The 26,798-nt window shown below is 69.7% G+C and carries 22 protein-coding genes; 11 read left to right on the top strand and 11 right to left on the bottom strand.

The features are described 5' to 3' along the window. The first annotated feature begins 272 nt into the window (after positions 1-272). From ACZ7L9_RS05725 to ACZ7L9_RS05735, 3 genes are all read left to right on the top strand, one after another. Positions 273-704, top strand: coding sequence for a hypothetical protein (locus ACZ7L9_RS05725; protein ID WP_471412864.1), 432 nt, complete (start codon positions 273-275; stop codon positions 702-704). An 86-nt stretch (positions 705-790) separates the two neighbouring features. Then, a complete protein-coding gene (locus ACZ7L9_RS05730) occupies positions 791-3,496 on the top strand; it encodes a tetratricopeptide repeat protein (protein WP_471412865.1) in 2,706 nt (901 codons plus the stop codon). A 679-nt stretch (positions 3,497-4,175) separates the two neighbouring features. Beyond that, the gene (locus ACZ7L9_RS05735; protein ID WP_471412867.1) at positions 4,176-5,156 is read left to right on the top strand and encodes a hypothetical protein; all 981 of its coding nucleotides are present in this window, start codon (positions 4,176-4,178) and stop codon (positions 5,154-5,156) included. A gap of 96 nt (positions 5,157-5,252) precedes the next feature. Here the strand turns inward: ACZ7L9_RS05735 and msrA are convergent, their stop codons facing one another. From msrA to ACZ7L9_RS05750, 3 genes are all read right to left on the bottom strand, one after another. Beyond that, positions 5,253-5,918 carry a peptide-methionine (S)-S-oxide reductase MsrA gene (gene msrA, locus ACZ7L9_RS05740; RefSeq protein ID WP_471412869.1) on the bottom strand — a complete coding sequence of 222 codons (666 nt, stop codon included), beginning with the start codon at positions 5,916-5,918 and terminating at the stop codon, positions 5,253-5,255. A gap of 108 nt (positions 5,919-6,026) precedes the next feature. Further along, entirely contained in the window at positions 6,027-8,780 is a 2,754-nt protein-coding gene (locus tag ACZ7L9_RS05745) for a M48 family metallopeptidase (RefSeq protein ID WP_471412871.1), read from the bottom strand. 159 nt (positions 8,781-8,939) lie between these two features. Next, entirely contained in the window at positions 8,940-10,043 is a 1,104-nt protein-coding gene (locus ACZ7L9_RS05750; protein WP_471412872.1) for a hypothetical protein, read from the bottom strand. Positions 10,044-10,111: 68 nt separating this feature from the next. Between ACZ7L9_RS05750 and ACZ7L9_RS05755 the strand changes: the two genes are divergently transcribed. Next, complete coding sequence (locus ACZ7L9_RS05755) at positions 10,112-11,257, top strand: cystathionine gamma-synthase (protein ID WP_471412874.1); 1,146 nt, start codon at positions 10,112-10,114, stop codon at positions 11,255-11,257. An 88-nt stretch (positions 11,258-11,345) separates the two neighbouring features. Here the strand turns inward: ACZ7L9_RS05755 and ACZ7L9_RS05760 are convergent, their stop codons facing one another. The 4 genes from ACZ7L9_RS05760 to ACZ7L9_RS05775 all read right to left on the bottom strand — a co-directional run bounded on the left by ACZ7L9_RS05760 (position 11,346) and on the right by ACZ7L9_RS05775 (position 12,972). Further along, positions 11,346-11,534 carry a DUF1059 domain-containing protein gene (locus tag ACZ7L9_RS05760; RefSeq protein ID WP_471412876.1) on the bottom strand — a complete coding sequence of 63 codons (189 nt, stop codon included), beginning with the start codon at positions 11,532-11,534 and terminating at the stop codon, positions 11,346-11,348. Positions 11,535-11,606: 72 nt separating this feature from the next. Then, a complete protein-coding gene (locus ACZ7L9_RS05765) occupies positions 11,607-11,819 on the bottom strand; it encodes a hypothetical protein (protein WP_471413470.1) in 213 nt (70 codons plus the stop codon). Positions 11,820-11,848: 29 nt separating this feature from the next. Continuing rightward, positions 11,849-12,343 carry a sigma factor-like helix-turn-helix DNA-binding protein gene (locus ACZ7L9_RS05770; protein ID WP_471413472.1) on the bottom strand — a complete coding sequence of 165 codons (495 nt, stop codon included), beginning with the start codon at positions 12,341-12,343 and terminating at the stop codon, positions 11,849-11,851. A gap of 98 nt (positions 12,344-12,441) precedes the next feature. Then, a complete protein-coding gene (locus tag ACZ7L9_RS05775) occupies positions 12,442-12,972 on the bottom strand; it encodes a MarR family winged helix-turn-helix transcriptional regulator (protein WP_471412878.1) in 531 nt (176 codons plus the stop codon). A 156-nt stretch (positions 12,973-13,128) separates the two neighbouring features. On the opposite strand from ACZ7L9_RS05775, the gene ilvA reads away from it, so the two are divergent. The 3 genes from ilvA (at position 13,129) to ACZ7L9_RS05790 (ending at position 16,390) form a co-directional block, all read left to right on the top strand. Next, the gene (gene ilvA, locus ACZ7L9_RS05780) at positions 13,129-14,358 is read left to right on the top strand and encodes a threonine ammonia-lyase (protein ID WP_471412880.1); all 1,230 of its coding nucleotides are present in this window, start codon (positions 13,129-13,131) and stop codon (positions 14,356-14,358) included. Between the two features lie 161 nt (positions 14,359-14,519). Then, complete coding sequence (locus ACZ7L9_RS05785; RefSeq protein WP_471412882.1) at positions 14,520-15,539, top strand: ATP-binding cassette domain-containing protein; 1,020 nt, start codon at positions 14,520-14,522, stop codon at positions 15,537-15,539. After that, entirely contained in the window at positions 15,536-16,390 is an 855-nt protein-coding gene (locus ACZ7L9_RS05790) for an ABC transporter permease (RefSeq protein ID WP_471412883.1), read from the top strand. Before ACZ7L9_RS05785 ends, ACZ7L9_RS05790 begins: the two co-directional genes overlap by 4 nt. 119 nt (positions 16,391-16,509) lie before the next feature. Here ACZ7L9_RS05790 and greA read toward each other — a convergent pair whose 3' ends face one another. Continuing rightward, on the bottom strand, positions 16,510-17,007 hold the full coding sequence (greA, locus tag ACZ7L9_RS05795) for a transcription elongation factor GreA (protein WP_471412885.1): 498 nt from the start codon (positions 17,005-17,007) through the stop codon (positions 16,510-16,512). A 183-nt stretch (positions 17,008-17,190) separates the two neighbouring features. Then, on the bottom strand, positions 17,191-17,607 hold the full coding sequence (locus ACZ7L9_RS05800; RefSeq protein ID WP_471412886.1) for a DUF4307 domain-containing protein: 417 nt from the start codon (positions 17,605-17,607) through the stop codon (positions 17,191-17,193). 97 nt (positions 17,608-17,704) lie between these two features. Between ACZ7L9_RS05800 and mca the strand changes: the two genes are divergently transcribed. Next, the gene (gene mca, locus ACZ7L9_RS05805) at positions 17,705-18,586 is read left to right on the top strand and encodes a mycothiol conjugate amidase Mca (protein WP_471412888.1); all 882 of its coding nucleotides are present in this window, start codon (positions 17,705-17,707) and stop codon (positions 18,584-18,586) included. Position 18,587: 1 nt separating this feature from the next. Beyond that, a complete protein-coding gene (locus ACZ7L9_RS05810; protein ID WP_471412890.1) occupies positions 18,588-18,818 on the top strand; it encodes a hypothetical protein in 231 nt (76 codons plus the stop codon). A gap of 88 nt (positions 18,819-18,906) precedes the next feature. Here ACZ7L9_RS05810 and ACZ7L9_RS05815 read toward each other — a convergent pair whose 3' ends face one another. Next, positions 18,907-22,149 carry a tetratricopeptide repeat protein gene (locus ACZ7L9_RS05815; protein WP_471412892.1) on the bottom strand — a complete coding sequence of 1,081 codons (3,243 nt, stop codon included), beginning with the start codon at positions 22,147-22,149 and terminating at the stop codon, positions 18,907-18,909. 460 nt (positions 22,150-22,609) lie between these two features. Here ACZ7L9_RS05815 and ACZ7L9_RS05820 point away from each other — a divergent pair, with 460 nt between their 5' ends. After that, positions 22,610-23,938 carry a mannosyltransferase family protein gene (locus tag ACZ7L9_RS05820; protein WP_471412894.1) on the top strand — a complete coding sequence of 443 codons (1,329 nt, stop codon included), beginning with the start codon at positions 22,610-22,612 and terminating at the stop codon, positions 23,936-23,938. A gap of 113 nt (positions 23,939-24,051) precedes the next feature. Continuing rightward, the gene (locus ACZ7L9_RS05825; protein ID WP_471412895.1) at positions 24,052-26,088 is read left to right on the top strand and encodes a thioredoxin domain-containing protein; all 2,037 of its coding nucleotides are present in this window, start codon (positions 24,052-24,054) and stop codon (positions 26,086-26,088) included. Between the two features lie 60 nt (positions 26,089-26,148). Here ACZ7L9_RS05825 and ACZ7L9_RS05830 read toward each other — a convergent pair whose 3' ends face one another. Continuing rightward, complete coding sequence (locus tag ACZ7L9_RS05830; protein WP_471412896.1) at positions 26,149-26,781, bottom strand: TetR/AcrR family transcriptional regulator; 633 nt, start codon at positions 26,779-26,781, stop codon at positions 26,149-26,151. Positions 26,782-26,798 lie beyond the last annotated feature (17 nt).

Below are 26,798 nucleotides of genomic sequence, written 5' to 3' on the forward strand. Positions count from 1 at the left end.
CGGCAGCCCCTCCGCAGGGAACCGCCACGAGGTTGACCGTCACGCAGCCGCACTTGTCTCTTACTCGCCTATTCGGGGTCTGTGCGCGAGAGGCTTAGCCACCGGCCTTGATTGCGCCGATCGGGCGGGGGCACGCTGGTAATGGCGAGTCTGCGCTGTCATGCGGCCGACGGTGTCTGAAACAGCGGACTGATACCTGCGCGAGCCGGATAGTGTTTCGGGGCCGCCTCTATGGCGGTGCTATCGGCTCGTGCCACCAGGGAGATGCCGTCATGTCCGTGGACCCAGTCCAACTCGCGCAAGACCTCACGCCGTACGTCACCACAGCCATCACCGCGTACGGAGCCGCAGTCCTGGCCCGGATCGAGAGCAATGCGGCCGATACCACCGTCTCTTTTGGGCAACGCGTCTTGCGACGCCTCACCGGCCGCGAGACCCCTGACAGTGAAACGACAGCCGGACAAGGAGAGCTCGCTGACATCGTCTGTGAGTTGGCCGCGAGACCGGATGACACGGACCTAGCTGCCGCGCTCCGAGTGCAGATACGCCGCCTGCTGGCAGCCCATCCGGACATTGCAGCCGAGATCGACAGTTGGGCCCGCCCGGCTGCACCCGCCACGATCAACATCAGTACGTCGGGGGAGAGGTCACCTGCCGTGCATATCAATTACGGCACCATCCACACCGGTGACTCCACAGCGTGAGTGAGCACGGCATGACTGAAGCCTTCCCGCCAGGCGCATCATCGGAGAGTCCAAAACTCGCAACATCGGGGGCGCGGTCCCCCGCCGTGAGTACAAACTATGGCGCCATACTCACCGGCAACACCATCCTCCAGCTTCCACTAGTTCTGCCACAGCCCGCCAACGTCACCGCAACTCACGGACTGCATAACCTTCCATGGCCCGTCGGGTATCAGTTTGTCGGCCGTGAGGCGGAGATGGCCGTGCTGGAGGAAGCTTTGCGACCCCGGCGCGAGCGGGCAGTCACGTACGCGGTCACCCAAGCGATGTCCGGGCTCGGCGGAATCGGAAAGTCCACTCTCGCTTTGCATTTCGCGCACACTTATCAATCCCACTACACGGCGGTCTGGTGGATCGACGCCGAGTCCCCCGAAACCATCACCGAATCCCTGGCGCAGCTCACCACACGGGTCAACCCGGGAACCGACACCAGCACCGCGCCCAGCGCAACTCTGACCGAATGGGCCCTCGCCTGGCTGGAGACCCACCCCGGGTGGCTTCTCGTCTTCGACAATGCCACCCACCCCGATCACCTGGCCCCCTATCTCGCCAGACTCACTGGCGGCGATCATCTCATCACTAGCCGTCTCACTCATGTCTGGCATAAACTAACCGGCCAGTTCCGCCCCCTCCACCTGGATGTCCTCAGTCCAGAGGCTGCCAACGGTTTCCTGTGCCAAGTCGCTAAGCCAGACCCTGGGCAGGTTTCAGTAGTCAACGAGTTGGCCAACGAGCTCGGATATCTTCCTCTTGCGCTGGCACAAGCCGGTATGTATATCAGTCGTACACGTATCACCTACTCCGGCTACCTTCACCGCTTTCGCACTCAAGCCGCCCGAATGCTAGGTACTCCAGGCAGCGGTGACCCCCACAGCATCACCATCGCCCGGACTTGGCGCGTCACTCTCGACACCATTGCTGACCGCAACCCTTTGGCAGTTCACCTGCTCCGCGTCATAGCCTGGATCGCTCCCCACGACATACCCCGCAATCTGCTTAGCGGTGCAACCGAAGAGCCGGACGCAGAAATTGACGCGCTCGCACTCCTTGACGACTTCAGCATGATCAGCCTTGCTGAGAGCACCGTCGCTTGCCACAGAATCGTCCAAGCCCTCGCGCGAACACCCGACTCCAGCGACCCCCACCGCACCGAGCTAGCCATCAGCGACGCTCAGTCCACTGCTGTAACCCTTATCCGAGACGCGCTCCCCCTCAACCCCGTGAGCAGCGCAGAGGGATGGCCGCGGTGGCGAGCGCTGCTACCTCACATCGACACGTTGTTGACTCATATCAGCCCTGGCGCCGACACGGCTGAAACCAGCTTCATCCTGCACAGCACCTCGCAATTCCTACTCGGCCAGGGGCGATTTTCCCATGCAACTCGATACGCCCGCCGCGCTGTTACCGCATCAGCACGACTCCGTGGCGAAGATCACCCGGACACCTTGACGTATCGCAACAGCCTCGCTGACACCTACCAAGCAGCTAGGGACTTGGACCGAGCCCTTCCCGTCTATGAGAAGACCCTCTCCGACGCCATCGGGAGTCACGGCGAAGACCATCCCGTCAGCCTGGCCGCTCGGAGTGACCTGGCACGCGCCTGCCGAGCTGCTGGGGACCTGGACCGGGCCATCCCCTTGTTCGAGAAGAGCCTCACCGAAGCCATCCGCATCCATGGCGAACACCCTAAAGTGACTCTGGGTGAGCGGATTGACCTAGCGCGCGCTTATGAAGGCGCTGGGAACCTGGACCTGGCCATTCCCATGTTTGAGAAGGGTCTCACCGACGCTGTAGAGATATACAGCGGTGACCATCCCGTCAGCCTGGCCGCTCGGAGTGACCTGGCACGCGCCTACCGAGCTGCTGGGAACCTGGAACAGGCCATCCCCATGTACGAGCAGGCCCTCACTGGCACCATTCGTATTTTCGGTGAGAACCACCTCCTAACCCTGATCTCCTGCAGCGGCCTCGCGCGTGCATATCAAGCGGCTGGGAACCTGGACCGGGCCATTCCCATGTTTGAGAAGGCCCTCGACTGCAGCGTCCGCATCCACGATGAAGACCACCCCGATCTCTTGACCTACCGGAGCGACCTGGCGCGCGCATATAAAGCCGTTGGGGATCTGCGTCGAGCTCTTCTGATGTTCGAGCAAACCCTCACCGAGAGCATCCGGTTGCTAGGTGAGACCCACCGGATAACCCTCGTGCACCGCACCGGACTTGCTGACGTCTGCCGAGCCGAGGGGGACCTGGGCCGGGCCATTCCGATGTATGAGCAGACCCTCACCGACGCCATACAGATTCACGGCGAGGACCCTCAATTGACGATGGCCGCCCGTAACGGCCTGGCTCGTGCCTATCAAGACATTGGCGATCTGGGTCGGGCGATTCCCATGTATGAGCAGACCCTCGGTGACACGATCCGTGTTCTCGGTGAGGACCACCTCAAAACTCTCGCCTACCGCATCAATCTTGCCGACGCTTATCGAGCCGTTGGGGACATGTGTCGCGCGATGCCGATGTACGAGAAGACCCTCACCGACGCCATTCGGTTCCATGGTGAAGATCACCCCGTTACTTGGACTTCGTTCTTTGCCCTCGCGGGTGGGTACGAAACTGTCGGGGACCTGGACCGAGCCATCCCCGTATACGAGTACATACTCTCTAATTTCGCCGCAAGAGCTGGTGAAGGTCACCCTGTGACTCGAATGGCGTGGGACAGGCTGCAGCAGGCGCGTGCCAAACGACGCTGACAACGAGGCGAGTGTCTAACTGCTTGGCATCGGAATGAGCGGCGATTCCGAGCGGGTAGAGACGTAGCTCTCAACGCTCGACGAAGTAGGACTTCGGCCCACTGGTGATCGGTTCGCTGGAGGCTGAGTAGATCTGTAGAAGCGAGAGATAGCCGCCCTCAGCGCAGACCGTCACACCGACGTCCTCCGGATGACGTACCAGGTGTCCGCCGCCATGTTGCCGTGTGTCGGAGCTGGCGGCACCTCCGTACGACTCGCCCCAAGGCCGACCGACACGCAGCCACACCCACACCTGCCCGCCACCTACGTATGCGGGATCCGAACGCGTAGGGCCCTGCTTACTGGATCAGAACCGGTCAGCAAGGCCTTTAACGTTGTCTTCGCCTCAAGAGAGAGAAACTCAGCCATCTGCCTTGGCTACGCCGATGGGGCAGGACACGCCTGCTTGCAACGACAGATGCCAAGCTTGCGCCGACTGGGCCGAGCGGAGTTGTAGTGGCAGCACCGACGTGGGGACAGACCCTGTTCATCCCGTCGGAGGAACCTGTTGGTCTAGCCGTACTGCTGGAAGGACGATGTCCAACAACGTCTCGGTGTAGGCGACTTGCAGGTCACGTGATTGACGACACAGGGGGATCACATGTTGACGGCATATAGCGCCTTGTTCGCCGGGCTATAGGTGACCGCGCTCGGCCTGTCGATCGGTACGGCTGGTGCAGGGAGGCGCGACACGCTGACGTTCTCGGAGCGAATCGCGCTTCCGTTCGCGAAGTGGCTAGCCAAACGCAGGAGCGAGGCCCTCGCCGACAAGGTTCGCAGTCTCGACGCATCACTTCAGCTGAGTCCGGTAGCCCAGAGCTACCTGCGACGTGAGGATGTCCTTGCGGGGACAGAGATCTACGGCATGGGTGTTAGGTGGGTTCCGAGCGCCGCTCTGGCGTTGGTCACGGGTGGGCTGCTCGGGCTGCGGGTCAGCAGAAGCCAGCTTGGCGTGTGGACTGACTCGCTCGCGATGTACGTGTTCGTCGCGATCTTCTTTCTGACGTTATTGGTCCTGTACTGGACAAGTACACCGCAGAGGTCACGCTGGACGACGTGGGCGATGTCCGGCAACGCCCGCAGAGCTTTCGTCACGCTGCTCGCACCGATCGAGGGAGACGAAGACGTGTGCACCCTCGACTTCCGCTCTCCACAAGTGCCCGCCGTGAGGGATCTTGAGAACCTTGCGTACTCCATGGAGAACTACGCGCTCAATCGAGCCTTGCCGGACGGGCGGACCCCGATGGTTGAGGTAGTGAGGATCTACGGCGCGGCGGCTCGGGACACGAGATCGCTTCGCGATGCGGTGGAGCTCGACCGAGAGGGCGAGCGTGATCACGCGTTGCGTGAAGTCCGACGTGTCATCGAGGTTCTGGCATCCGGTTCCATCAGGACCTTGGCGACGCCGATCGACGATCCGTCGATGCTGCTTCAGCGGAGTACAGGGCGCGGGAACCGCACGCGTCGAGGCTTGTTTCTCACCCTCTTCACAGTCGTTGCTTCGCTACTTACCTTCGTCCTCATCAGGGCCGAGATACCCGAGCCTGCGGCCGTAGTCATCGCCGCGTTGCTCGGAGTCTGGGTTCAGTACCTAAGGCTCCCCGGCGGAAACGCGCCTTGAGCCAGCTTCACGGAAGGGGCATCGACTCAGTGCGCCTGCGGCGCAGTCGTCGTTCCCGCCAGAGTCATGTCAGCTCTTCCGGGGTGGGGCTGAGGTCTATTCCTTGGCCCGAGCCACGCCGATCGGACACGAGACACCCGTACCGCCGATCCCGCAGTAACCCGCCGGGTTCTTGTCCAGGTACTGCTGGTGATATGCCTCGGCGGGCCAGAACGTGCGGCCCTCCGCCGGGAGGATCTCCGTGGTGATCTCGCCGAAACCGGAGCCGGTGAGGACCTTCTGGTAGGCCTCGCGGGAGGCCGCCACCGCTGCCGCCTGCTCGGGGGAGTGGGTGTAGATCGCCGAGCGGTACTGCGTACCGACGTCATTGCCCTGGCGGAAGCCCTGGGTCGGGTCGTGGGACTCCCAGAACAGCTTCAGCAGCTCGGCGTACGAGACGGCCTTCGGGTCGAAGACCACGCGGACCGCCTCCGTGTGTCCCGTCAGACCCGAGCAGACCTCTTCGTACGCGGGGTTCTCCGTGTATCCGCCCTGGTAGCCGACGAGCGTCGTCCAGACGCCGTCCGTCTGCCAGAACTTGCGCTCGGCGCCCCAGAAACAGCCCAGCGCGAAGTCCGCGACCTCCAGACCCTCCGGGTACGGGCCCAGCAGCGGGTTGCCGAGGACCGTGTGGCGGGACGGGACGGTGAATTCGGGGGTGGGGCGGCCCTTCAGGGCCTCCTCGGGGGTGGGGAGCTGCGGGGTACGGCGTTGCAGGAACATGCGGGGGCTCCTCCGGGGGCTGGGGTTTACGGTCCGTACAACGCGGTGCGGGCGCCGGAGATTCCGCCGACCCCGCCGTCCCGGCGCGTCCATGGCGGTCGGTCGCGGTCAGTCGTCCTCCGCGACCTTCAGGGCGCTGTACTCGTGGCATTTGGTGAAGAAACTCTTCGGATACCTGTAGTACGACCACGGGGCGTACGGGTGCGGGGTGTTGTCGTCGGCGGGGCAGTCGATCAGGCGGAACTGCTCCATCGCCTCCTCGTACCGGTCCTGCCAGTACAGCGTCCAGGCGAGCATGTGGCGGGCCCGGACCAGCCGCCGGTCCCCGTCGTCGGCCGCGGCGGCGGCAGCCACGTCGGCCAGGCAGGCGTCGGCCGCGGCGATCAGCTCCGGGCTCTTGTAGTACACGTCCGGGTCCGTTTTCGAGCTGCTCCGTTCCTCCTTGAAAGCGGCGTACAGCGGGAGCAGCGAGAGCAGCCGGCCGGGGCTGCTCCGCCTCGCCGCCTCGTGTGCGAGGTACCCGGCCTGCCGGTACGAGCCGGCCCAGCGGTAGGACCAGTACCGGAGCGCCGCGTCGTGGGCCGCGAGGTGGGGCCCGCCGCGCAAGACGATCTTCGCCCACAGGGCACGGCACTCGGCCCGGTCGTAGCCGAGGGCGAGGGCGCAGGGGATCTCGGCGACGTACGGGCACGGGTCGTCGCCCGCCAGCGCCTGGGCCTCGTGGCATGCCTCGCGGGCCCTGGTCATCACCTGGCGGAAGACGGAGGACTGTTCCCATGTGGGGTCCTGCGTCGGACGCGTACCGTGCACCTGCGCCGCGACACCGATCAACGCGCCGGCGTGCACAAGGGCCGCGCCCGCGTCCTTGGGGCGTTCGGCGCGCCAGGCCGGCAACCAGGCGTCGTCGGCCGCGGCCTCGTCCTGGAGGACGGCGGCGCGCCGGTAACGCTCCTGCCGGTTCCGGCCCGCCTTGCGGAGGAAGGCGGCACCTGCCTGCCAGTCGCCGGAGCGGAGGGCAGTGCGGATCTCCTCGTCGCGGATTTCCTCGGCGGGGATCTTCTTGTCGGGGATCTTCTTGTCGTGCGGGCCGGGGGTGCTCTCGGTGGCGGTCCACGGCGGCGTCTTCCGTACCTTCTTCCGGACCTTCGTCCAGAGGTACTCGCGCGACTGGAGGGACTCGCGCAGAGAGGTGGCCGACGGGAGCAGCCGGGGTGTCGTCGTGGAGGGCTCCGGTTCGGTGCGGGGAAGTTCGGCGCGGGGAAGGGGGCGGAGGTCAGGGGCGAGCAGGGCGCGCAGCGACTTCGTGTCCGGGACATCCGCCACCGCCGCGTCCAGCGCCGACGACAGCAACTCCGCGTGGCCCGGCGGCAGCTCCAGGGATGCCTCGTCGTCGGTCCAGGGAAGCCGCCAGTGGGCGCGTCCCTGCCGTACGTACTCGGCCTCGGCCAGTTTCCGCAGCCCGAAGCGGAATGCGTGCCTGGCGAACTCGCGGGCCACGCGGCCGGTCGCCTGCCGGGCCTTGGCGGACTTGTGGAGACAGTCGGCGATCTGCCACTGTGCGCCCGCGTCCACAGCGTCGAGCGCCTCGGCCGCCGAGCCGTCGCCGCCGGTCACCGAGGCGACCGCCCTGACCATGTACCGCGCCGTCGTCTCCTCGTGCACCGCCACCGACTCGTGCACCAGATCCGGCCAGTCGACCCGGCGCAGTCGCAGCAGCTCCGGTGCCAGCACCTGCTCCTCGACAGCGGCCAGCGTGCGTTCGGTGTCGACGAGCAGGTCCAGGGCCGGTGCCACGGGCGCCGGCCCGCGCCCGTCGTCCGGCAGCGCCTCGATCCGGGCGATGCGTTCCGTGAACAACCCATGCGCGCGAGAGGCGCCTGCTCCGGGCGGCAGGGAGTCGCGCGACTCGTCCAGCACGTCCCTGCGCGCGGCCAGCACATGCCGGAGACCGCCGAGGACCTGGCCGGGCGGGGGCAGCATCCCGGCCTTCACGCCGAGCACGACGTACGAATCCATGTACTCCTCGTGGGTGTCGTGGAGGACCTGGATCTCGCGCAGCGCGCTCGCGCTCACGTCGCGGCCCGCGATCCGCGCCGCGGCGACATCGGCCGCGGACTTCGCGCGGTCGATGTCGGACATCGTGACGTGTGTACAGAAACGCTCGTACCTCCGGTACCGCGCAGCCAGCAAGCGGTACGAGGCGCCGGCGTGGCCCGGGTCGATCTTCTTGGCCTTCCTGCCCTTGGCGCGTGCTTTCGCGGCCTTCTGCTCCTGGCGTTCCCGCTCCCTGGCGACAGCCTTCTCCGACTGTTCCCGGAAGTGGGCGACGGCGCGGGCGGTCTGGTCCCGGCCGCGTGTGACGACCGCGGCGAGCCGGGTGTCGGAATGGGCGTAGCGGCTCATCTCGTACGCGAGCACGAAGCGCAGCTGGGCCTCGGACATTCCGGCCAACAGTGGTATCCCGACGAAGAGTTGGCGTCGACCGGCGACCAGGCCGAGGAGTCTGGTGTGCTCGACGGCCGAGGCATTCACCTGGTCGGTGAGCACGATGTCGTCGGGCGCGCGGGTGCCGGCCTGGTCGGCGAGATCGCGGACCAGGGCCCAGAAGCGGGGCTGCCGGGAGTCGTCGACGCGCAGCCCGCGTACGTCGTCGTGTTCCGGCGTGCGCGGCAGGGACATGCTGCGCACGATCGAGAGCGCGGGCACCGAGGTGCGGGCGAGGAACATCACGGCGACGGGAAGCCACGCCCAGCGGAACACGGCCCAGTCGGCGACGCAGAGGGCGGCGAGCAGGAGGACGCCCAGCAGGTGGAAACCGGCGAGCAGCGCAACGGCGCGGACGGCGCGCAGAGTCGGGGTCATCGGACGGATTCCCCCCACGGGAAGGGTAGTTGGCGGCGACGGTGGTGGTCATGGTGCGTGGGGAATCGGAGTATGTCGTCCCGCGGGCGGGCGCGGCAATGCGTTAATGGGGGCAGCCGGAGACCGGGGGCCGCGCGGGCCGCGCCGCCCCCGGTCGTGCTACCGGGGCAGCGTCGCCGGACTGCCGCCGTTCGCTTCGTAGCCGGCCACCGCCAGTGCCCGGTAGACCGTGTATTCGGCGGCCGGATCGGGGCTCTGGGTCCACGGCAGGGCGCCCACGTGGCCGTCGATGTGGACGAACTGGTTCATCGCCTCCGACCAGCGCTCCATCCGGACGAGGAAGAGGACCAGCAGATGCCGTACGTGGGCGAGCATCGGGTCGTCCGCACGGGCCGCGTGCACCGCGAACAGGGCGCCCTCGACCGCCTTCGTCACCACCGCGCTGCGGTAGAAGCCCTGTACGAGATTGACCTCGGGCAGATGCTCGTACACCGCGAAGAGCGGCAGTGCGGCCAGCAGGGAGCCCTGCGGGGCGCGGGCGGCGGCCGTGGTGGCGAAACGGTCGGCCGCCTCGCGGGAGCCGTGCCACTTCTCGCACCAGTAGTGCAGCGCGGCGATGTGCGCGCCCATGTGGGCCGGGGCCCGGTCGATCACCTTCGCCCAGAGCCGGTCGAACTCCTCGTGGGAGTAGCCGAGTCCGCGGGAGACGGCCAGTTCGACGAGGTACGGAACGGGGTCGCCGGGTGCCAGCAACGCAGCCTCGCCGCAGACCGTGCGGGCCTCCTCCAGGATGATCCGGAAGTCGTCCGTCCCCGCGGTCGACGAACGCCACGCCTGCTGCACCAGGAACTCGGCGTGCACCGCCGCGCCGCCGGCGTCCTTCGGCGCCTCGGCCCGCCACGTGCGCAGCCACGCACCGCCGACACCGGGCTGCTGCGCCAGCTCCAGCGAGGCCGCACCGGCGAACGCCTGCACCCGCTGCCACCGCACCTCGCCCTCCTTGGGCGTACCGGCCAGCAACTGCGAGGCCGCCCGCCAGTCCTGGGTGCGCTGCACGATGTCGAGCACATCGAGAAGGTCCTGGTCCGGGCCGGGCAGCCGGATGTCCAGCTCCTCCTGGCGCGCGAAGCCGTACGTGTCCGGGTCGGCGGCGTCCGGCGAGCCGGGCAGGACCTGGCGGATACCGCCGCGGCGGCGCAGTACGAAGGGGCCGATGACCGCGGCGAGCATGCACATCGCGAGCAGGAACCAGAGAATCTCCATGCCCCCATTGTCACCGGACGGCCCGGTGGCCCGGTGGGCGCCCTCGTAACGAACTACGCTCGGGCCCCATGAGTGACCAGCAGAGTTTCGAGACTCTCGCGATCCACGCGGGAAATACCGCCGACCCCCTCACCGGCGCCGTTGTTCCACCCATTTACCAGGTGTCCACGTACAAGCAGGACGGCGTGGGCGGACTGCGTGGCGGCTACGAGTACAGCCGCAGCGCCAACCCGACCCGTACCGCGCTCGAGGACAACCTCGCGGCTCTGGAGGGCGGCCGCCGCGGGCTCGCCTTCGCCTCCGGACTCGCCGCCGAGGACTGCCTGCTCCGTACGCTGCTCACCCCCGGCGATCACGTGGTCATTCCGAACGACGCCTACGGCGGCACGTTCCGGCTGTTCGCGAAGGTCGTCTCGCGTTGGGGTGTGGACTTCTCCGTCGCCGACACCTCGGACGTGGCGTCGGTACAGGCGGCGATCACCCCACGCACCAAGGCGATCTGGGTGGAGACCCCGTCCAACCCGCTGCTCGGCATCACCGACATCGCCGCGATCGCCTCAGTGGCCCGCGCGGCGGGTGTGCGACTGGTCGTCGACAACACCTTCGCCAGCCCCTACCTTCAGCAGCCCCTCGCACTGGGGGCCGATGTGGTGGTGCACTCCACCACCAAGTACATGGGCGGCCACTCGGACGTCGTCGGCGGTGCGCTGATCGTCAACGACCCGGAACTGGCCGAGGAGTTGGCATACCACCAGAACGCGATGGGTGCGGTCGCCGGACCGTTCGATGCCTGGCTGGTGCTGCGCGGCATCAAGACCCTCGCGGTCCGCATGGACCGGCACAGCGAGAACGCGACCAAGATCGTCGATCTGCTGACCCGGCACCCCAAGGTCACCCAGGTCCTCTACCCGGGACTGCCCGAGCACCCGGGCCATGAGATCGCCGCCAAGCAGATGAAGGCCTTCGGCGGCATGGTGTCCTTCCGGGTCGTCGGCGGCGAGGAGGCGGCGGTCCACGTCTGCAACCGGGCGAAGCTGTTCACCCTCGGTGAGTCACTGGGTGGCGTCGAGTCGCTCGTGGAGCATCCGGGCCGCATGACGCACGCCTCGGCGGCCGGGTCCCCGTTGGAGGTGCCGGCCGACCTCGTCCGGCTCTCCGTCGGCATCGAGTCAGCCGACGACCTGATCGCGGATCTGACGCAGGCGCTCGGGTAGGGCCTGCCCGGCGGATCGGGGCCGGGGACGGGCGAGTGGGGACGGGCGAGGTACGAGGTGCGTCCGACGGGCCCACCCGGCCGATCGCTCAAGCGGCCCGCTCGTCGTCCAGCGATGCCCGGATCTGTTCGCGCAGTTCCGGGCTGTCGGTGTGCTCGTGGACGGAGACCGCGTGTTCCGCCGCGGCCCGTACGACTTCCTCTTCCTCGCCCGAGATGGTGAGCGAGCAGTTCGTGACGCTCGGATACTTGCGGCAGTCGGCGACTTTCCTGGTCATCGCAGCCTCCTCGGCCGGTTCCCGTGGCGGCCCCGTTCCAGGATAGTTCGCCGGGTCGCCCGGGACCGGCCCTCACCAGCCGTCCAGCGGGGGCGTCGTCTCGGCGGGCGGCACCTGCCACGGCTGGGCCGTCACCGCCCACACCGTGAACGCGACCGCGGCGGCGCATGCCAGCAGCAGCATCAGCCGGCGGGCGAGAACCTGCCGGCGCAGCAGGCGGGCGCCGCGCTCGGCCGCCCGCTGTGCGAGACCGGCGGGGACCTGCGGGTGCGGACCGTCCAGCATCTGCCGGACCTCGTCCTCCCCGCCGCGGCTCACGGCGCGGCCTCCAGGGGCCGTTGCCACCCGCGCCGCGCCGTGGGGCGGCGGGTACCGCGCATCGTGGCCACCGAGCGGTTGCAGATCGCCCGGACCCGGTCCACCGGAAGCCCCAGCAGCGCCGCGGCCTGCTCCTCCGCGACTCCTTCGTACAGCCGGAGCACGAGGACCAGGCGTTCCTGCGGGGTCAGCCGGTCCAGCAGACCGCCGCGCGACCGGTGGTGCCGCCAGACCTCGTGGGCGAACCGGACGGCCAGCTCCCGCCGGGTGTGGTCGTACGGGTCCTCGCCGCGCAGCCGTTCCCACTGCGCGTAGGTGCGTGCCAGTGCGGCCGTGAGCATCCGCTGGGCCCGGGGGTTCGCCCCGGGCGGCCGCAGGGGCTCGGCGGTGAGCAGCGTGGCCGTGTGCAGCAGTCGGCCGGCCGCGCCCGCCACGAAGGTCTCGAACTCCTGGGCGCGGCGCCGCTCCCGGCCCGCCTGGCGCTCTAGCACAGTCCTCATCCGAGCCCTTGCGGGGGCGCCCGGTCAAGAGGCGTGCGCGCGGCAGACCGTTCAGCGGCTCCGGGCCTGGCCGGCTCCCGCTGTCCCGCTCATCCGGTCCGGGGAGCGTGGTGCGAGGCCTGCCGGGCGGCCAGCGCCGTGTTGAACCGGGTGAGCAGCGTGCAGAACGTCTCGCGCTCCTCGGGCGTCCAGTCGTCCGTCACCTGCGTCATGAGTTCGCGCCGGGAGTCGCGGACCTCCTCCAGCCGTGCCTGACCGCGGGGCGACAGCTGGAGCACGACGGCCCGGCCGTCCTCCGGGTGCGAGGTGCGCTTGACGAGGCCGGTGTCGACGAGCGGTGCGACCTGCCGGGTCACGGTCGAGGAGTCGATTCCCATGCCCGCTGCCAGTGCCTTGACGCCCATCGGGCCTTCCCGGTCCAGCCGGTTGAGCAGCAGGTAGGCGGCACGGTCCATGGAATTGCGCACCTGGCCGATACCGCCGAGGCGGGTCTGCTCGGCACGGCGGGCGAATACCGCGACCTGGTGCTGCAGCGCATCGAGGACGTGGTCGGAACCCGTGGATTCGGGGGTGGCGCCCCCGGAAGGAGACGCAGCTGTCGTCATGTCCTGAGGGGGCATGGCCGGGGGCTCTCTTCGTGCGGTGTCGGATGGGTGGGGGACAGAGTACGCGGCCTCGGTGCAACGCGTACCAGTGCTGCACAAACCTGTGGACAACGGGGCGGGCCGGGATCGTACGAGGCATCCCGCACCCCGCCGAGCTGCAAGACTTGCGGTATGAACTTCTGCGCGACCGGCCCTTTTCCTCCGCTGATCCTCGATGACATCCTCGGGGCGCAGAAGATGCTCTCCGGTGTGGCCAGGGTGACCGCCATGGAAGGCAGCCGCCACCTGACGGAGCTAGTCGGTGCGCCGGTCCACTTCAAGTGCGAGAACCTGCAGCGGACCGGTTCGTTCAAACTGCGTGGTGCATACGTACGGATCGCCGGGCTGTCCCCGGTGGAACGGGCGGCCGGGGTCGTGGCCGCGAGCGCCGGAAACCATGCGCAGGGTGTCGCACTCGCGTCTGCCTTGCTCGGCGTACGGTCGACGGTCTTCATGCCGGTCGGGGCGCCCCTGCCGAAGGTGGCCGCCACCCGCCAGTACGGGGCGCAGGTCCGGCTGCACGGCCATGTCGTCGACGAGACGCTGGCCGCGGCCCAGGAGTATGCGCAGGAGACCGGTGCGGTCTTCATCCACCCCTTCGACCACCCCGACATCATCGCGGGACAGGGGACGGTGGGCCTGGAGATCCTCGAACAGTGCCCCGAGGTGCGCACCATCGTCGTCGGGGTCGGCGGCGGTGGTCTCGCCGCGGGCATCGCGGTGGCGGTCAAGGCGCTCCGGCCCGATGTGCGGATCGTCGGCGTGCAGGCGGCGGGCGCGGCCTGCTATCCGCCGTCGCTGGCCGCGGGGCATCCGGTGTCGATCGGCTCGCTGAACACGATGGCGGACGGCATCAAGGTGGGGCGTCCCGGTGATGTTCCGTTCGGCCTGGTGAAGGAGCTGGTCGACGAGGTCCGTACGGTCTCCGAGGACGAGCTGTCCAGTGCGCTGCTGCTCTGTCTGGAGCGGGCGAAGCTGGTGGTGGAACCGGCCGGCGCGAGCCCGGTCGCGGCGTTGCTGAGCGATCCCGAGTCGTTCCGCGGGCCGGTGGTCGCGCTGCTGTCGGGCGGCAACGTGGACCCGTTGCTGATGCAGCGCATCCTTACGCACGGCATGGTAGCGGCCGGCCGCTATCTGAGCCTGCGGCTGCGGCTGACCGACCGCCCCGGCGCGCTGGCCACGCTGCTGGCCGTGCTCTCGGTCGTCGACGCCAATGTGCTCGACATCGGCCATGTGCGGACCGACCCCCGGCTCGGGCTCACCGAGGTCGAGGTGGAGTTGCAGCTGGAGACGAAGGGCCCGGAGCACTGCGAGGAGGTCTCGGCGGCGCTGCGCGACGCGGGCTACCTCGTGATGAGCTGAACCTTGTGTGTCGCGATGTATCGCGTTACAGTTCTCGCCACACGGCGCTGCCCGGTAGTCGCGTGCGTGTTCGCCGTATGTGTTGTTTCACCGGGCGCGGAAACACCGTCATACCTAGGATCTGTCGAGGAAGTCACCCGAACGCACTGGGGGAATCCCGTATGCCAGGCGCCATCCATGCCGAAGGCCTGGTGAAGACCTTCGGCGACGTAAGAGCACTCGGCGGTATCGATCTCGATGTGCCGGAAGGCACCGTCCTCGGCCTTCTCGGCCCCAACGGCGCAGGCAAGACGACAGCCGTGCGCGTCCTCACGACTCTGCTCAGGCCGGACAGCGGCAGGGCCGTCGTGGCGGGCATCGACGTACTGAAGAAACCCAATGAGGTACGCCGCTCGATCGGCCTCTCCGGTCAGTTCGCCGCCGTCGACGAGTATCTGACCGGCCGCGAGAACCTGCAGATGGTCGGTCAGCTCTACCAGATGAGCGGGCGGGACGCGAAGGCCAGGGCGGGGGAGCTGCTGGAGCGGTTCAACCTCGCCGACGCGGCCGACCGTACGGCCAAGACGTACTCCGGAGGCATGCGCCGCCGCCTCGACCTGGCGGCGGCGCTGGTCGTCTCCCCGCCGGTCATGTTCATGGACGAGCCGACCACCGGCCTCGACCCGCGCAACCGGCAGCAGCTCTGGGAGGTCATCGAGGATCTCGTCGCGGGCGGTACGACGCTGCTGCTGACCACGCAGTACCTGGAGGAGGCCGACCATCTCGCCCACGAGATCTGTGTGATCGACCACGGCCTGGTCATCGCCCGCGGCACCTCCGACCAGCTCAAGGCCCGTACCGGCGGCGAGCGCGTCGAGGTCGTGGTGCACCAGCGCGACCAGATCGACTCGGCCCGGGCCGCCCTCGCCCACCTCGGCAAGGGCGAGGTCACCATCGTCGAGCACATGCGCAAGCTGACCGTCCCGGTCTCCGGCGGAGCCAAGCTGCTGGCCGAGGTCATCCGTGATCTCGACGCCCGCGGCGTGGAGATCGACGACATCGGACTGCGCCGCCCCACCCTCGACGACGTCTTCCTCTCGCTCACCGGACACGGCGCCGAGGCGGAGACCAACGGCGGGAACGGGAACGGGACGGGGACGACCGGCAAGGCCGCCCTGGCCGGTACGGAGGCGGCCAAGTGAGCGCCGTCACCGGAACCACTGTGACCCCTGCCGCCCCACGGGCAGGAGGCGGGATCGGGCAGTCGGTACGCGACTCGCTCGTCATCGCCCGCCGGAACCTGATCCGCATGGCACGGATCCCCGAGATGATCATTTTCGGGCTGATCCAGCCGATCATGTTCGTCGTGCTGTTCAGCTACGTTTTCGGCGGCTCGATGATGATCGGCGGCTCCACGAGCCCCGCCGACTACCGGAACTTCCTGATGGCGGGCATCTTCGCGCAGACCGTCACCTTCGCCACCGCCGGTGCCGGCGCGGGCATCGCGGACGACATGCACAAGGGGCTCATCGACCGGTTCCGCTCGCTGCCCATGGCACGCGGCGCGGTCCTCACCGGCCGTACGCTCGCGGACCTCGTCCAGACGACGCTGACCCTGCTGGTCCTCGCCGCCGTCGCCCTGCTGGTCGGCTGGCGCGCCCACGAGAACATCGGCAAGGTGCTCGGCGGCTTCGCGCTGCTGCTCCTGCTCGGGTACGCGTTCTCCTGGATCGGGGCACTGATCGGCCTCACGGTCCGTACTCCCGAGGCGGCGACCTCCGGCGGGCTGATCTGGCTCTTCCCGGTGACGTTCATCTCGAACGCCTTCGTGCCCACCGAGAACATGGCGGGCTGGCTCCAGCCGATCGCCGAATGGAATCCGTTCAGCGCCACCGTCCAGGCCTGCCGGGTGCTCTTCGGCAACCCCGGCGTGTCGCCGTCGGACGCCTGGCCGATGGTGCACCCGGTCTGGGCTTCGCTGCTCTGGTCGCTGCTGATCCTGGTGGTCTTCCGCACACTGGCGGTGCGCAAGTACCGGCAGGTCGCGGTCTGAGAGCCTGTCGGGTGACCTCTGATCGGGCGGACATCACCCGACAGGCTCTGAGACACGCCGCACACGCGAGGAGCCTCTGGCCCGCCGGGCCAGAGGCTCCTCGCGTCAGTGCTGCGGGATCAGCCCGTGTACGGCTTCGCCGCGAGGATCTTCACGGTGGCCATCCTGCCGTTCGGCAGTTCGTACTCGGCGTCCTCGCCCATCTTCTTGCCGTTCACGCCGGTGCCGAGCGGGGACTGGGGGGAGTACGTCTCGATGTCCGAGCTCGCGTACTCACGCGAGGCGAGCAGGAAGGTCAGGGTGTCGTCCGGGTCGCCGTCGAAGGCGATCGTCACCACCATGCCGGGCTCGACCACGCCGTCGTCGGCGGGTGCCTCGCCCACCTTCGCGTGCTCCAGGAGCTGGGTGAGCTGGCGCACGCGCAGCTCCATCTTGCCCTGCTCCTCCTTGGCCGCGTGGTATCCGCCGTTCTCCCGGAGGTCACCTTCCTCACGGGCCGCCGCGATCTTTACGGAGATTTCCGTGCGCGCGGGACCAGACAGGTACTCCAGCTCGGCCTTGAGCTGGTTGTACGCCTCCTGCGTGAGCCAGGTGACGTTTTCGCTGGTCTGGGTCACAGGGTGCTCCTCGTCGGTACTGGGTATACAAAGCATCGCCCTACCCGTAAGCATGTGCCTCCACGGGTGGGCGAAACCACGAGCCTAACAATTCCCCGGGAAAAGGGGGAGAAGGTAATCGCCAGGACTGCGTTTTGCGCAGGTCAGCACCTACAAGAGCGATGAAGCTCCGGCGTGCGTCGGTTAACGCGCCGCCCCGCCGTCGGTGGTGCAGCCCAGCAGCTCGACACTGGTCGCCCTGGACGTCGTGCGCAGGGACAGGACGCGGTCGACACGGTCGGTGCGGTCGTCGAAGCGGAAGTCCTTGCGGGCCACCTCGCTGCCGTCCTCGTGCTGCGCGCGGAGGGTGCAGTAGCCCTTGGCGTCCTTGTCCTTGCGCACCTCCAGGTGCACATCGACCCGCGCGTCCGAGACGACCTGGCGCTTGATCACCTCGGCGCTGATCCCCTGCCCGGCGATGTAGTCGTAACCGATCCAGCCGACCACCCCGAGCAGGGCGACGCCCAGCACCGAGCCGATGATCCTGAGCTTGCGGTCCGCGCGCTGGTCCGCGGAGCGGCCGTAGCGGTTCTCCGGGAGCGCTTCGCGCACCGCCGTCATGATCGTTCCTCCTGTGCCGCGGATCGCGGAATTTTCCGCCCCCCGGTTCGGTCACTATAGAAGCCTGCCCACGCGCCCAAACACTGAGGATCGAGTCTTGACTGAGCAGCTGCGACTGATGGCCGTTCACGCCCACCCCGACGACGAGTCGAGCAAGGGCGCGGCCACGATGGCCAAGTATGTGTCCGAGGGGGTGGACGTGCTGGTCGTGACCTGCACGGGCGGCGAGCGCGGCTCCATCCTCAACCCCAAGCTCCAGGGCGACGCGTACATCGAGGAGAACATCCACGAGGTGCGCAAGAAGGAGATGGACGAGGCCCGGGAGATCCTGGGCGTCGACCAGGAGTGGCTCGGCTTCGTCGACTCGGGTCTGCCCGAGGGCGACCCGCTGCCGCCGCTGCCGGACGGCTGCTTCGCGCTGGAGGACGAGGAGAAGGCCGCCGGCCGCCTCGTCCGCAGCATCCGTGCGTTCCGGCCGCAGGTCGTCACGACGTACGACGAGAACGGCGGGTACCCGCACCCCGACCACATCATGACCCACAAGATCACGATGATCGCCTTCGACGGTGCGGCGGACACCGAGCTGTACCCCGAGTCGGAGTTCGGCCAGGCCTGGCAGCCCCAGAAGCTCTACTACAACCAGGGCTTCAACCGGCCGCGCACGGTGGCGCTCCACGAGGCGCTGCTGGCCCGCGGACTGGAGTCCCCGTACGGCGAGTGGCTGGAGCGCTGGAAGGAGTTCGAGCGCGACGAACGCACGCTGACCACGCACGTTCCGTGCGCGGACTTCTTCGAGACCCGCGACAAGGCGCTGATCGCGCACGCGACGCAGATCGATCCCGACGGCGGCTGGTTCCGGGTTCCGATGGACATCCAGAAGGAGGTCTGGCCGACCGAGGAGTACGAGCTGGCGAAGTCTCTCGTCGATACCTCCCTCCCCGAGAGCGACCTCTTCGCGGGCATCCGCGACAATGCCTGATATGTACGCGACCCAGGCACTGACCCATCTCGTCCCTCTCGCCAAGGAGGTCGACGACAACAAGGTGACCCCCGGCGTTCTCGGCTTCATCGTCTTCGCGGCGCTCGCCGGCGGCGTATGGCTGCTGATGAAGTCCATGAACCGCCACATGGGCAAGGTCGACTTCGTGGAGGCCCCGGACCCGGCGGAGGCGTCCGACGCCCCGGCGGCGGGGTCCGCGAAGCGGAAGTAGGCGCGGGGCGGCACCGGGGTGTCCGGTGACCGCCCCGTACGCCTGACGACGGGCGGGGCGGTCGTGCCCGGCCGGGGCAGCGATGTCCTCAGGCGCCGGACGGGCTGGTGGTGGGCGGGACCGGTACGCCCATGACCTCCCGGGCGTGGCGCGTCGGTGTCATGCCCAGGCGCCATGCCTGCCAGCCGTCCTCCAGGTCCACGCCGCGGTTCAGCACCACCCTGTACGCCTCCGCGCAGTCCTCCAGCTTGCTGTCGCGCGTCGGGTGGCCTGCCTGGAGGAGGTCGGCCAGTTCCTGCTGGGCCACCACCGTGCCCACCTCGCTGCCGCCCGGCGACGCGTAGGGCAGCAGTGTGCAGCGCAGGAAGCGGGCCCAGTCCGCGCCCCGCGTGTCGCCGTAGGAGTCGAACAGCTCCGCCGCCTCGTCGCACAGCTCCAGTGCCTGCGGGGCGCGGTTGTTGCCCGCGTCGATCAGGGCCAGCTCCAGACAGGTCCAGGCCTCGCCGTGGGCGACCCCGATGCGCCGGAAGTCGGCCCGGGCGTCGACCAGGAGCTGACGGGCGAAGCCGGAGTTGCGGAGGTTCCCGGTCTGCGCGGCCCGCTGATCGCGGGTGACCCGGCCCGAGTGGTGACGGGCGCACGCCAGCCCGTACACGTCCCGCATCCGGGAGAACATCGTGCGGGCCCGCTCCAGCTGCCGTACCGCCCGGTCGGTGTCGCCGTTCTCCTCCAGGGCCTGCCCCAGGTAGTACCGCGTCCACGCCTCGCCGCGCGCGTCCTCGTTGTCGCGGTGCCGGGCCAGGGCCCGGTCCAGCTGTTCGACGGCGGGGCCCGGGTCGCCGTCCAGCAGCCGGGCGCGGGCCAGCTGGGTCAGCGCCCACGCCTCGCCGCGCTCGTCACGGGTACGGCCGTACAGATCCAGGGCCGTACGCAGCGCCTCCTCCGCCCGCTCCACGTCGCCCATCCGCAGCAGGGTCTGGCCCAGCTGGAACTGCGTCCACGCCTCGCCGTGCAGCGACTCGCCCTCCCGGTGCAGGGCCAGTGCGGTGTCCAGGAGGGTCAGCGCCTGGGACAGGTGGGCCCGGTCGCGTTCGACGGCGGCCAGGGCGTGCAGGGACCAGGCCCGGTCCTCGGCCTGCTCGTCGGAGGACTGCAAGGCGATCGCCTCGCGCAGCCGCGCCGACGCCTCGGTCAGATTGCCCTGGTGGTGCAGGGTGATGCCGAGCGAGCAGAGCGCCAGCGCCGTACCCGCCTCGTTCTGCGCCTCTCGGTAGAGCCCGACGACCGACGACAGCGTGGTGCGGGCCTTGTCCAGCTCGCCGAGCTGACGGGCCGCGATGCCGGTGCGCCACTGCACGGACCGCTCCAGCAGCCCCCTGTCCACGGCCTGTGTCAACTCGCTGATCTCGCCCAGCCGGTAGAGGTCGCCGCGCAGCAGGCAGTAGTCGCAGAGCGCGCCCAGCAGATCCAGTACCGCCGCCTGGTCGACGCCCTCCGCGTGCCGCAGCGCCGACGTGATGAAACTCGACTCGTCGTCCAGCCAGCGCAGCGCCGAGTCCAGCGAACCGAACCCGTGCGAGCCGAACTGCCCGGCCCGGGTGGACATCTTGCCGTCCACCATGCGGATCACCGCGCCGGCCAGCTCCGCGTAGTTCTTGATCAGCCGCTCCTGCGCGGCCGTACGGTCCGCCGCCGCCTCCTCGTCCCGCAGCCGGTCCAGGGCGAAGCCCCGTACGATGTCGTGGAGCCGGTAGCGCGAGCCCCGAACGTGGTCCAGGAGTCCGGCCCCGGCCAGGGCCGTCAGCAGCCGCTCGGCCTCCTGCTCGTCGGCGGAGAGCAGCGCGGCCGCCGCCGCGGCGCCCAGGCTGGCCCGCCCGGCCAGCGCGAGCCGGCGCAGCAGCCGCCGCGCCTGCTCGGACTGGTCGGTGTAGCGCAGCCACAGCGCCCGCTCGACCGGCGCGACCGGACCGTACGCCGCGAGATCGGCGGCGAGGGCGCCGCGGGTACGTGCGCCGAGCGAGGAGCCCGCTGTGCGCAGCGCCAGCGGCAGCCCGCCGCAGAGCTCCACGACGGTGTCCGTCGACCGGGCGTCGTACGGCTCCTCCTCGCCGGCCCCGGCGACCTCGCGCAGCAGCTCCTCCGCACCCGCAGCGTCCAGCGCGCCGACCGGCAGGTGATGCACCCGGGCCGGAATGTCGGCGGGCAGCTCCAGGGGCTCGCGGGCGGTGACGAGGACGAGGCTGTCGGAGCGCTCGGGGACCAGCGTGCGGACCTGTGCCGCGTCGGCCGCGTCGTCGAGGACGATCGTCACGGGCGTGCCCGTCAGATGCTGGTGGTACAGCTCGCTCAGTCGCCGCACCTGCTGCTCGGCGGAAGCCCTCTCGCGGAACAGCAGCTGCTCGCGGGGCGCGCCCAGCCGGTTCAGCAGATGCAGCAGCGCGTCCCGGGTCGGCAGCGGCGCCTCCCCGGACACATCGCCGCGCAGGTCCACCACGCACGCGCCCCGGAACTGATCCTTCAGGCTGCGTGCCGCCCGCACCGCGAGCGTGGTGCGTCCCGCGCCGGGCGTGCCGTGCAGGACGACGACGGTCGGCTTGGTCTCCGTCGACGCGCGGGCCTCGCGCACCCACTGCGCGATCTGCGCCAGCTCGGCCCGCCGTCCGGCGAACGGCCCGTCGGCCGCGGGCAGCTGGCCGAACGACTGGTCGAGGAGCGCGCGCATGCGGGCCGCGGCGCTGCGGTCCCCGCCCCGCAGCTGTGGGGCGGTCCGCGACTGTGCGGGGACCTTCTTCGCCGGTGTGCGCGACGAGGGGTTGAGCATCCGCTGCTGGTCGAGGAACGGGCGGATGCCCCGTACCTCCAGCGCGGCCAGCCACTGCAGCCGCAGCTGTTCGGCGCCGCCGGGCTGCCCGAGCGCGCCCGCGCGGCGGTGGGCGGCGGGCCAGTGCGACGCGGTCACCTTGGCGACGGTCGCCGTGGCCCCCGCGACTGCGACGACGGCGCCCGCGCCGAGGGCCGGCCCCGTTGCCGTACCGAACGCGACATCGGCGCCGAAGGCGGCGACTGCGGCAACTCCCGTGACCAGCAGGGGAGTTCCGAGTGCAGCCCGGCTGAACCGCTGCGACAGCGGCTGCTGCCCGGCCGCCGCCGCGTCCAGCGCCTGGAGATACGCGGCGTACTCGTCGGCCGCGGCGGCCGTCAGGGAGTCGAGCGCCGCCCGCCCGCGCGCTGTCAGCGCACCGGCGTCGGCCCGCCCGCCCGAGCGCCGTACCTCTTCCTCGACGGCGCGTACCAACAGCCCTTCGGCTTCCGCCCGATGGCTGTCCCGCATGTGAGTCCCCCTCCGGATACGACGATGACACCTGCCTCGGTCGAGGTCGCCGCCCAGTGTCCTGTGTACGGCGCGTCGGCGCGAGGGGAGCGAGGCGGCCAACCGGGCCTGAGAGCCTGTCGGGCGACCTCTGACCGGGCGGCCACGGTCTGGCCGCACGCTCTCCGATCGAAGGTCACCCGACAGGCTCTGAGAGGATGCGGGTGTGCCGTCTCGCCTGGACCGTGAGGCTTCCCCGTACTTGAGCCGCCATGCCGGTGGGCCGGCAATCCGCGGCCGGAGCGCCTCGGAGACACCGACCACGCCCACCTGGAGCGTCAGCCCGCCCCCCTGACATCCCGTGACATCCCGCTTTCCGTACCCCGGACCGTGCCGACGGGGCCGCTCGGCCCGTGCCCCGAACCGCGTCGGCCGGGGCCGCCCGGCACGCGCACATCCGATCCAGGCCAGGAGACTCGTTGTGACCTTTTCGACCCCCCAGCGGCAGCGTGAACGCCCGCCCGCCCGGACCGGGACCGCTTCCGGGGCGCCCGGCGGCACGCCCTCACCCGGCCCGACATCCTTCGGCCGGCGGTTCGTCCGGCTCTGCCGCCGGCTGGGGCCCGCCGACCGCGAGGTGCTGTGGCTGTACCTGCTGACCCGGGTGGGCATCTGGACCACCGCCTACTGCATGCGCTGGCTGTTCGCCGACGACCGTCAGAACCGTGACCCCGCCTCGTTCTTCGCGCCGTGGCAGCGGTGGGACTGGTGGCACTACCTGCACATAGCCCAGGACGGCTACTTCCCGGGCGGGTCCGGCCCCTGGATATCCGAATGGGACAACAGAGAAGCCTTCTTCCCCGGCTTCCCCTACCTGCTGCGGGCCGTCCACGCCATCGTCCCGAGCTGGCCCGCGGCCGGTGCGCTGATCTCCTTCGTCGCCGGAGGCATCGCCGTACTGGCACTGGCCCGGATCGCCCGGCCGCACCTGCCGCAGATGGGAGAGCCGGCGCGGAAGAACGCCGGACAGCTGCCGCAGGAGGGCAGCGCGGAACACCCGCCGCAGGAGGACGTCGGACAGCGCGCCGCCCTTTTCTTCCTGCTCTCCCCGTGCGCGGTCTTCCTGGCAGCCGGCTACACCGAAGCGCTCTTCCTCGCCCTGGCCCTGCCGGCCTGGCTGGCCGCCCGGCGCCTCAACTGGCCGCTCGCGGCCGCCCTGACGTGCCTGGCCACCACCGTCCGGGTCAGCGGCCTCTTCCTCGCCGCGGCCCTCGCGGTCCACTTCCTGGCCACCGCCCGCACCGCCGCCCACTGGCGCCGTCTTCCCTGGCTGGCGCTGCCCGCCCTCCCGCCGCTGCTCCACAGCTGGTACCTGCACGCGCACACCGGCGACTGGATGGCCTGGAAGCACGCGGAGGAGCGCGGCTGGTACCGCGACTTCCACACCCCCTGGGAGGCCTGGCAGAACACCTGGCACGCCGCCTTCGGACACTCCCAGAGCACCGGGTACGCCCTGATGTCCCAGGCCGAACTCCTCACCATGCTGATCGGCATCGGCCTGTGCGCCGTGCTGATCCGGCAGCGACGCTGGCCGGAAGCCGTGTACATCGCCCTGAACCTGTGGGCCCTGGGTACGTCCTACTGGTACACCTCCATCCCGCGCGCGACCCTCCTGTGGTGGCCGCTGTGGACCGGTCTCGCCGCCTGGAGCCTGCGCCGCCGCCACGTCAAGACCGTCTATCTCACCGTCGCGGCACCCCTGATGACCGTCTTCGCCGTCACCTTCCTCTCCGGACGGTGGGCGGGCTGACCCGGACCCGTGCCACGCCCCCGTACCCGCGGCACGCACCCCGCTGCGCACCCGCCCGTGAGGTGTCCCGTGGCGCCTGGGCACGGCCCCGCCGAGTGCGCAAGGATTGAGGCATGCCCAACCGACTCGCGCACGCCACGTCCCCGTACCTCATTCAGCACGCGGACAACCCCGTTGACTGGTGGCCGTGGGAGCCCGCCGCCTTCGAGGAGGCGCGCCGGCGTGATGTGCCCGTGTTCCTGAGCGTGGGGTACAGCTCCTGCCACTGGTGCCACGTCCTCGCCCACGAGAGCTTCGAGGACGAGGAGACGGCAGCCTTCATGAACGAGCACTTCGTGTCCGTGAAGGTGGACCGGGAGGAGCGGCCCGACATCGACGCCGTCTACATGGAGGCACTCCAGGCGGCGACCGGCCAGGGCGGTTGGCCGATGTCGGTCTTCATGACCCCGGACGGTCAGCCGTTCTACTTCGGTACGTACTTCCCGCCCGAGCCGCGCCACGGGTCGCCGTCCTTCATGCAGGTGCTGGAGGGCGTACGGGCGGCCTGGGACGGCCGGCCCGACGAGGTGGCCGAGGTGGCGAAGAAGATCGTGCGGGATCTGGCCGGCCGGCAGCTGGACTACACGAAGGCCGGACTGCCCGGTGAAGCGGAACTCGCCGAGGCGCTGCTCGGCCTCACCCGCGAGTACGACCCCGCCTCCGGCTGGTTCGCAGGCAACACCCGGTTCCCGCCGAGCATGGTCGTCGAGTTCCTGCTCCGGCACTGGGCCCGGACGGAGTCCGAAGGGGCACGCGACATGGCCGAGGGGCTGTGCGCGGCCATGGCGCGGTCGAGCCTGTTCGACCAGGTGGGCGGGGGCTTCCACCGGTACGTACTGCGCCGGCCCGACGGACCATTGATCCCGCACTTCGAGAAGATGCTCTACGACAACGCGCTGCTCTGCCGGGTGTACGCCCACCTGTGGCGGACGACGGGCTCGGAACAGGCCCGCCGGGTCGCCCTGGAGACCGCCGACTTCATGGTGCGCGAGCTGCGTACGGCGGAGGGCGGCTTCGCCTCCGCGCTCGACGCCGACAGCGAGGACGGCACCGGCCGGCATGTCGAGGGCGCGTATTACGTATGGACGCCCGAGCAGCTGCGCGAGGTCCTCGGCGATCAGGACGCGGCGTTCGCCGCCGCGTACTTCGACGTGACGGAGGAGGGCACGTTCGAGGAGGGCGCCTCGGTCCTCCGGCTCGCGCGGACGGCTGCCGACGCGGACGCCGACCGGGTCGCCGGCATGCGGGCCAGGCTGCTGGAAGCCCGTGAGCCGCGCCCGCGTCCCGGGCGGGACGACAAGGTGGTCGCCGCCTGGAACGGCCTGGCGATCGCCGCGCTCGCCGAGACGGGGGCGTACTTCGACCGGCCCGACCTGATCGAGCGCGCCACCGAGGCGGCGGACCTGCTGGTACGGGTCCACATGGGCGATGTCGCCCGGCTGGACCGGACCTCGAAGGACGGCCGGTCCGGCGGGCACGCCGGGGTTCTGGAGGACTACGGCGACGTGGCGGAGGGCTTCCTCGCCCTGGCCTCGGTCACCGGCGAAGGGGTCTGGCTGGAGTTCGCCGGTTTCCTGCTCGACATCGTGCTCCAGCACTTCACCGGTGAGGGCGGGCAGCTGTACGACACGGCGGACGACGCCGAGCAGCTGATCCGCCGCCCGCAGGACCCCACCGACAGCGCGACCCCGGCGGGCTGGACGGCGGCCGCCGGTGCGCTGCTCTCGTACGCCGCGCACACCGGCTCGGAAGCCCATCGCGCCGCCGCCGAGGGCGCGTTGGGGGTGGTGAAGGCGCTCGGGCCGCGGGTTCCCCGGTTCATCGGCTGGGGGCTGGCGGTCGCCGAGGCGTTCCTCGACGGGCCGCGCGAGGTCGCGGTCGCCGGGCCCGTCGGCGGCGAACTGCACCGTACGGCGCTGCTGGGGCGGGCACCCGGCGCGGTGGTGGCGGCGGGGGAGACGGCGGGGACGGAGTTCCCGCTGCTGGCGGACCGGCCGATGGTGGGTGGGGCGCCGACGGCGTACGTGTGCCGGCACTTCGTCTGCGGCGCTCCGACGACGGACCGGGCGGAGCTGGCGCGGACCCTCGGATCGGGGCCGTCGGGGGACTGAGGACGGGGCCGTGCCAGGACTACGTGCGGCGCCGCACGACGGCTGCGGCCGGCGCCCCGGTCACAGCGTCAGGCCGCCTTCGAGCCTGTCCAGCGCCTGGTGGATCAACGCGATCAGGTCTCCCTCCTGACCGTGCTCGCCCCAGTACAGCGTCACCTCGCGCAGCGCCCCCAGCACCGCCGCGACGAACACCCGGACCTCCAGATCGTCGGGGCCCAGCCCACTGCGGTCCGCGAGTGCCTGGGCCAGCACCTTCGCCGTGTCCGACATGGTCTCCGTCATCCGCGCCCGGACGGCGGGTACCTCCACCATCAGCCGGGTGCGCTGGCGCAGCTCCTCCTCCTCGCTCGCGAGGAACGGCGTCAGCGCCTCGGTCATGATGAACCGCAGCGAATCCAGCGGAGGTTCGCCGGCCGGCCGGTTGCGCAGCTCGGCTTCCATGACCGGGTCGTACTCGTCGGTGAGGACGATGTCCTCCTTGGTCGCGAAGTACCGGAAGACGGTGCTCGGCGACACCTCGGCCGCCTCCGCGATCTGCTCGACCGTCGTCGCGTCGTACCCCTGCTCGGAGATCAGCCGGTACGTCGCCCGGCGGATCGCGATCCTAGTCCTGAGCTTCTTCCGCTCGCGCAGCCCCGGCCGGGGCTGCCCGCCGGGGGCGGAAACGGAAGGTGTACGGGGGGTGGCGGCCATGGTCGCCATTGTCGGCC

The sequence above is a fragment of the Streptomyces sp. NPDC111516 genome (genome assembly GCF_055635345.1).